Here is a 6,000-nt window from a genome sequence, read left to right as displayed (position 1 = left end):
CAATCGTGCCGATGTTGCAGTGAGGCTTCGTGCGGTTGAATTTTTCCTTGGCCATAGGTCTAAGGCTCCAATTTGCCCTGAAGGGCTAAGGTTGAAAAACGTCAGTGTAGTTTGGAGCGGGTAGACGGGATCGAACCGACATCCTCAGCTTGGAAGGCTGCTGCACTACCATTGTGCTATACCCGCATTTTTCCGCTCAAAGCGCCCCCGAGCATTTCTAAGAAATGTTCGAAGTCTGCAAAGAGCCAAATTTCCATGAAATTTGGAGGGCTCCTCGCATCAGCTCGGACGGGCAGTCGCCCTTGCCGGGATCGATGATCCCAGAGTAGCCACTGCTTCTTCATTTTTGATTGGAGACCGCCTGGCTGACTTGGAGTGATGGTGGGGGAAGCAGGACTCGAACCTGCGAAGCTTACGCAGGGGATTTACAGTCCCCCCCCTTTGCCGCTCGGGACATTCCCCCAAACACTCACAAAGTCATTTGCCGGACGCCTTAAAGCCGAGCTTCCGAAAAAGCTCAAGCCCTAAAATGAAAAAAAACTTTTTGATTCACAGGCTTTGGTCGTAAAGACCGTCCGGATCAGTCAAAAAGCCTTTCTCAGGCCTCAAATCGGAGCGCGTCTTATAGTGTCCTCTTTTCGTGAACGCAACGACCGTAAATCGCAAACGGGTAAAAACAGGTCACAAAATTTTGTGGACAAGCCCAGAGGGGCTGTCACAAAACCAGCGCAGGACAGCCGGCGCGACGATAAACCTCAATTCAAACAGAAGCCTAAGGCCAATTTCGATGGCTGGCTGTGGGGGGCGCATGCGGTGGAAGCGGCCCTGAAAAATTCTACCCGCCAGGGCCCGATCCGTCTCTATTTAAGTGAGGAACGGACGAAATCGGCGCCGCCTGCCCTCTTCAAGCGTCAGGATATCCGTATAACCAGCCTGCCGATGAGCGAGATTTCGCGCCTGCTGCCGCCCGATGCCGTCCATCAGGGCATGGCCTTGCATGCGCCCGTGCTGGAAGGCGAATCGCTGGATGATCTGATGGAACGCGATGCCAGGGACGGCCTGGATGTCATCCTGATGCTGGATCAGGTGACTGATCCACAGAATATTGGCGCCATTTTCCGTTCGGCCGCGGCTTTCGGCGTCAAGGGGCTGGTCATGCAGGACCGTCACTCCCCGGCCCTGCAGGGCGTTCTGGCCAAGACGGCGGTGGGCGCCGTCGATGTGGTGCCGTTTGCCAGGGTCACCAATCTGTCACGCGCTTTAGAAACGCTTGGCGAAAATGGTTATGTCAGTATCGGTCTGGCCGGCGAAGGCGAATTCAACCTGCATGAGCTTCTGGCCCAGCAGGGCTGGGGCGGCAGCCTGAAGAAGCTCGTTCTGGTGCTGGGCGCGGAAGGCGAAGGCATCCGCCGGCTGGTGGCCGAACACTGCGATCACCTGGCGCGCATCCCCATGCCCGGCGGCTTCGAGAGCCTCAATGTCAGCCACGCCGCGTCTATTTCATTATATGAGGCCTGTGCGCGCCGCTAAACGGTTCAATGTAAGATCTTCTGATAGACGATCCAACCATATCCCGTTTCGCGCGCGTCGCGTTCCGCGTTTAAGAGATATTCTGCATCACCACTCGCCACGAATTCGCCGATTCGTTTCGCTTTGGCCTTTTCCCACCCTGCAGCCGCACAATTACCCACAAATATGGAGTAGGCCTCTTCCTCACTATCCGCCTTGATAATGGCAATTATCGAATAACGGTCGCCCATGGCATATTTTGACGACAAACCAACTCCCGAACAGGTGGCCTCTCCTAAAATCACCAGCAAGCAATAATTATCGTCATCCATTTCGAATTTCCGGTTACTCTTCTTACCATTTAAAGACACAGTATAGGCGAACTTATTAAGGCCTGTGCCTGCCGCTAAGAATTGACATGAAACGCCGGTAGCTTATCAAGGGTTAACCCCATTCTTTCAGGTGATCCCGTGGCGATCGAGACCTTCCTCAATATCGACCCCGCCCTGCTGTCGCAGGGCCTGGCCCTGGTGCAGGTCATCTTCATCGATATCGTCATGGCAGGCGATAATGCCGTCGCCGTTGGCATCGCCGCCGCCGGTCTAGCGCCGGACAAGCGCCGGCTGGCGATTCTGTATGGACTGATCGGCGCTGTTATCCTGCGCATCGGTTTCGTGTTGCTGACCGTGCAACTGCTGGCCATTGTCGGCCTGCTGCTAGCGGGGGGCATATTGCTGCTGTGGGTATGCTGGAAGATGTGGCGCGAACTGAGCGAGCACCATGAAACCCAGGCCGCCGAAGCCGCCCTGGCCGAGGCCGCCAAACATACCGGCCTCCAGGACCCGGAAATGGCCGCGAAGGTGGCGGCCGCCGAGCTGAAGGCCCGGAGCGGCAAGGCCAAGACACTGCTCTCCGCCACCCTGCAAATTCTGGCGGCCGATATCTCGATGTCGCTGGATAATGTGCTGGCTGTGGCCGGCGCCGCCCAGCACCATGTGCCGATACTGGTTTTCGGCCTGCTGCTCTCCATCGCCGCCATGGGGATTGCCGCCAATCTGATCGCCAATATCCTGCATAAATACCGCTGGATTGCCTATATCGGCGTGGCCGTCGTGCTGTTCGTGGCGCTGAAGATGATCTGGGAAGGCGGTCACCAGATCTGGGAGTTCGGTCATTGCGACACGACGTTCAAGTGCGCGCCGGTCATGGCCACTGATTTAATCACCTGGTGGCACGATTTCTTTACCGAGTTGCTGCCGAAAAAGTAGAGGGGAATGCATATGTCTGACTTGCACGCCAAACTGGCCCAGTCCGGAGACCACCACCACAGCCACGGGATCATCCACATGATGATCGAAGGCGCTCTGATCGGCGGCGTCACCGCCCTGCTGGCGCACCTAGTCTCCAACGGCCTGAGCCATGTGGTCGACAAGTGGCAAAGTGGCGAACATCACGCCATCGACGCCGAGCAGCTCAAGTCGATCCTCGGCGTTGACAAGCTGTCGGCCATTGCCGAAAAGACCGGCTTGTCGGTCGATGACGCGGCAAAGTACCTGTCGGAGCACCTGCCCGGCGCCGCCAAGAAGCACTTTGGTGGTTAAACGAAAAAAGCGGGAAGGTCTGAACCTTCCCGCTTTTTTTTCAGAACACATCCGGCGTGGCGCCGATTCCCTTGGGCGATGGACCATATTTGTTATTACCTTGCGTGCCATCCAGGAAACCGCATTCGACCAGCATCCAGATCGGGCCGACAATCGGTATCAGGATGATCAGGTACATCCAGGCTGACTTGTCACGGTCATGCCAGCGCTTGGCCGTAAGGCAGACACCGATCCAAAGATTGATCGGCAGAATGATGATGTAGGCAATGATCAGTGGCAGCGGAAACTGACCATTCTGCATGAAGGCCGCGGCGCTGCCAGTGACCGCCATGACAATCTGCAAGACAATCTGCGTGGCAATGGCGACAATAATGTTCCACAGCCACCAGTCGCGACGGCGAATGCGTCCCTGAGCGCTGAAAAGCGCCGTCTTCCAGTTACTGAAATCCATGAGACTCCCCTGATTGTAATTAAATGAACGCCTTACCGGTGTCAGCTAAACACGAATCCGGGGCGCTTCATAGCCTCAAACGCTACAATCCCTTTGGCGACGGACCATACTTGTTCGGTCCCTGCGTACCGTCTAGGAAGCCGCATTCGATCAGCTGCCACAGCCATCCAATCAGCGGAATCAGGGCGATCAATATCCACCAGCCGGATTTATCGCGGTCGTGCCAGCGCTTGACGATGACGGCCAGCTTCATCCAGACCGCCACAATGCCGAACAGGCCGAAGCCAGGATTGTGTTCGATGAACCAGAAGCCTGGGCCGTACCAGTCATGGCGGCCATTCATCCAGCCGCTGCCGTAATCGATATGGATATGGCCGAACTGCCAGAACATGCCGCCGTAAAGCACGGACAGGACGAGGAAAAACAGCCACAGGTGCAGGCGACGCACCCGCCCCTGGAAGCTGAACAGAAACTGGACGAGATTCATGACATACCCCCGATCATTACGATATTCGAAGTATAGGCCAGGAAGCGGTCTAGGCTAATGAATTCGCTGTAACCTGTTACGCCTCGCTGCCGCCGAAACGCGCCGACCATTCGGCGACCATATCGTCATCGATCTTCTTGAACAGCACTTCGCCGGATTGCACCTTGGCGCCAGCGGTCAGCTGGCTCAGTTCGGCGCGCGCGTCGTTCGATGGCCAGGCCAACGGCAGGGTCACACCGACGCAATCGGCGATGCTTTGCGCGGCGAACGGAATGATCGGTTGGGCCAGCACGGCATAGAGGCGCACCAGGTTCAGGCCATGGCGCACAATGACGCCGGCGCGTTCCACATCCGTCTTGAATGCCGTCCAGGGCGCGGCTTCCTGCAGGTACTCATTGCCCAGCACCCATATACGGCGAACGGCCTGCGCCGCCTTGCGCATCTCCATCGCCTCGAAAGCCTCTGTCGCTTCGACCAGCAGGGCCGAGACATCGGCATAGAGCTTTTCTTCCAGCGGACCAGCCTCGCCGCCGGCCGGCACGATACCGTCGAACTTCGATTCGGTGAACTTCAGGATGCGGTTGACGAAATTGCCCAGCACGTCGGCCAGGTCCTTGTTGATCGTCGCCTGGAACTGCTCCCAGGTGAAGGAACTGTCCGAGCTTTCCGGCGCATTGGCCACCAGATACCAGCGCCAGTAATCGGCCGGCAGGATTTCCAGCGCTTGGTCCATGAAGACGCCGCGGTTCATCGAGGTCGAGAACTTGCCGCCGTACCAGTTGAGCCAGTTGAAGGCCTTCAGTGTATCGACCATCTTCCACGGTTCACCGGAACCCAGAATGGTGGCCGGGAAGCTGACCGTATGGAAGGCGACATTGTCCTTGCCCATGAATTCGACATAACGGACGTCATCGGCGCCCTTGTCGAGGCGCCACCACTTTTGCCAGCCATCGGGATCGCCCTTGGCGTCAAACATTTCGCGCGTCGAGCCGATATATTCGATCGGAGCGTCAAACCAGACATAGAAGACCTTGTCCTCGAAGCCCGGACGCGGCTGGCCGTCCTTGGTCACCGGCACGCCCCATTTCAGGTCGCGCGTGATGCCGCGATCGATCAGCCCCTCTTCGAGATGCTTGTTGGCGATGGACAATGCCAGTTGCGGCCATTCGGACTTGCCGGCGATCCATTCGCGCAACTGCGGTTCAACCTTCGTCTGCAAGAGATAAAGGTGGCGCGTGTCGCGGACTTCGAGATTGCGCGAACCGGAAACTGCCGAATAGGGATTGATCAGGTCGGTGGGGTCCAGCAGGCGACCGCAGTTGTCGCACTGGTCACCGCGCGCCTTGTCGTAACCGCAGTGCGGACAGGTACCTTCGACATAACGGTCCGGCAGAAAGCGGCCGTCATCGATAGAAAAGACCATCTTGTCGACGCGTTCCTCGATCAAGCCGTTTTTATCGAGCGCCTCGCAGAACATCTGAGTCAGTTCGCGATTCTGCGGCGAAGACGAACGACCGAACCAGTCATAGCTCAGGCCAAACGCCTCACCAGCGTTCTTCTGGATGAGGTGCTGCTCGTCGCAATAGGTGCGCACGTCCTGACCCGCCTTGGCGGCGGCCAACTCGGCGGGCGTGCCATGCTCGTCAGTGGCGCAGATATAGAGCACCTCATGGCCTCGCGCCCGCTGGAAGCGTGCGAATACGTCCGCAGGCAGCATGGAGCCGGCCAGGTTGCCCAGGTGCTTGATGCCGTTGATATAGGGAAGCGCGGAAGTGATCAGGATGCGGGACATGGATAGGGTCTTGTCTTATCGTTTCAAAGATCGGTGCCCAAAGATCAAGGCTCTGGACAGAGGCAGACCTCTATTTTCTCGCCCGGTCAAGAGCAAGCATTATTTCGAAATTACATCTGGACATCGCGAAGCGGCATCGGCATAAGACCGCACTTCCAGT

7 protein-coding genes and 2 tRNA genes are annotated in these 6,000 nt (G+C 57.4%); 3 read left to right on the top strand and 6 right to left on the bottom strand.

Features of this window, described 5'->3' with window-relative positions; translation table 11 throughout:
* Nucleotides 1–112: 112 nt before the first annotated feature.
* Nucleotides 113–186 (bottom strand) — tRNA-Gly (locus QM647_RS11915).
* Nucleotides 187–379: 193 nt separating this feature from the next.
* Nucleotides 380–463, bottom strand: a tRNA-Tyr gene (locus QM647_RS11910).
* A 164-nt stretch (nt 464–627) separates the two neighbouring features.
* On the opposite strand from QM647_RS11910, the gene rlmB reads away from it, so the two are divergent.
* Entirely contained in the window at nt 628–1,530 is a 903-nt protein-coding gene (rlmB, locus tag QM647_RS11905) for a 23S rRNA (guanosine(2251)-2'-O)-methyltransferase RlmB (protein WP_414995726.1), read from the top strand.
* A 5-nt stretch (nt 1,531–1,535) separates the two neighbouring features.
* Here rlmB and QM647_RS11900 read toward each other — a convergent pair whose 3' ends face one another.
* Nucleotides 1,536–1,841, bottom strand: coding sequence for a hypothetical protein (locus QM647_RS11900; RefSeq protein ID WP_414995725.1), 306 nt, complete (start codon nt 1,839–1,841; stop codon nt 1,536–1,538).
* A 138-nt stretch (nt 1,842–1,979) separates the two neighbouring features.
* On the opposite strand from QM647_RS11900, the gene QM647_RS11895 reads away from it, so the two are divergent.
* Nucleotides 1,980–2,777: a YjbE family putative metal transport protein gene (locus QM647_RS11895; protein WP_414995724.1), complete on the top strand. Its 798-nt coding sequence runs from the start codon at nt 1,980–1,982 to the stop codon at nt 2,775–2,777.
* Nucleotides 2,778–2,789: 12 nt separating this feature from the next.
* Nucleotides 2,790–3,110: a YidB family protein gene (locus tag QM647_RS11890; protein WP_414995723.1), complete on the top strand. Its 321-nt coding sequence runs from the start codon at nt 2,790–2,792 to the stop codon at nt 3,108–3,110.
* 40 nt (nt 3,111–3,150) lie between these two features.
* Here the strand turns inward: QM647_RS11890 and QM647_RS11885 are convergent, their stop codons facing one another.
* The 3 genes from QM647_RS11885 to metG form a co-directional block, all read right to left on the bottom strand.
* Nucleotides 3,151–3,561 (bottom strand): DUF805 domain-containing protein, encoded by a 411-nt coding sequence (locus tag QM647_RS11885; RefSeq protein WP_414995722.1) that lies wholly within the window; start codon nt 3,559–3,561, stop codon nt 3,151–3,153.
* 82 nt (nt 3,562–3,643) lie between these two features.
* Nucleotides 3,644–4,048, bottom strand: coding sequence for a DUF805 domain-containing protein (locus tag QM647_RS11880; protein WP_414995721.1), 405 nt, complete (start codon nt 4,046–4,048; stop codon nt 3,644–3,646).
* A gap of 76 nt (nt 4,049–4,124) precedes the next feature.
* Entirely contained in the window at nt 4,125–5,840 is a 1,716-nt protein-coding gene (gene metG, locus QM647_RS11875) for a methionine--tRNA ligase (RefSeq protein ID WP_414995720.1), read from the bottom strand.
* Nucleotides 5,841–6,000 lie beyond the last annotated feature (160 nt).

The sequence above is a fragment of the Asticcacaulis sp. genome (genome assembly GCF_047605585.1).
In the GTDB taxonomy this organism is placed as follows: Bacteria; Pseudomonadota; Alphaproteobacteria; order Caulobacterales; family Caulobacteraceae; genus Asticcacaulis.
The sequence above is the reverse complement of the archived record's forward strand: the minus strand, read 5'-3'. Positions and strand labels throughout refer to the sequence as shown.

Coding starts and splice junctions, on each gene's coding strand:
- metG (WP_414995720.1), bottom strand. CDS start 5,840: ATGTCCCGCATCCTGATCACTTCCGCGCTTCCCTATATCAACGGCATC.
- QM647_RS11900 (WP_414995725.1), bottom strand. CDS start 1,841: ATGGATGACGATAATTATTGCTTGCTGGTGATTTTAGGAGAGGCCACC.
- QM647_RS11880 (WP_414995721.1), bottom strand. CDS start 4,048: ATGAATCTCGTCCAGTTTCTGTTCAGCTTCCAGGGGCGGGTGCGTCGC.
- QM647_RS11890 (WP_414995723.1), top strand. CDS start 2,790: ATGTCTGACTTGCACGCCAAACTGGCCCAGTCCGGAGACCACCACCAC.
- QM647_RS11885 (WP_414995722.1), bottom strand. CDS start 3,561: ATGGATTTCAGTAACTGGAAGACGGCGCTTTTCAGCGCTCAGGGACGC.